Annotated in this window: 1 protein-coding gene; it reads right to left on the bottom strand. The window is 58.0% G+C overall.

The features are described 5' to 3' along the window. A partial coding sequence (locus QP415_RS11510; protein WP_285100171.1) for an RsfS/YbeB/iojap family protein occupies positions 1-224 on the bottom strand: 224 nt, incomplete at its 3' end. Positions 225-288: the final 64 nt, after the last annotated feature.

Below are 288 nucleotides of genomic sequence, written 5' to 3'. Positions count from 1 at the left end.
CGCCCCTCGATGCGATCGGGCTTCACACCCAGCTGCTTCGCCGTCTGATCCATGATTTCTTCATCGATCGCGCGCACCTGACGATCCGTAGGAGCAGAAAAAATCAGAAATGACTCAGCCAACGCCAGACGATTCCCCACGTCCACCGCCACCGGATCCGTCGCCAACTTGTCGATCGCTGCCTCTACGATGACGTCCCGCAGATCCTTTTGCGCTTCACTCACGTGGTTTTCCCTCTCTTCACGCCACCAATCGGCGGATGCTTCACGCCGACAATCGGCGGATTCT

The organism is Pauljensenia sp. UMB3104, assembly GCF_030217285.1.
Lineage (GTDB): Bacteria > Actinomycetota > Actinomycetes > Actinomycetales > Actinomycetaceae > Pauljensenia.
This window is presented reverse-complemented; position numbering and strand designations above follow the sequence as displayed.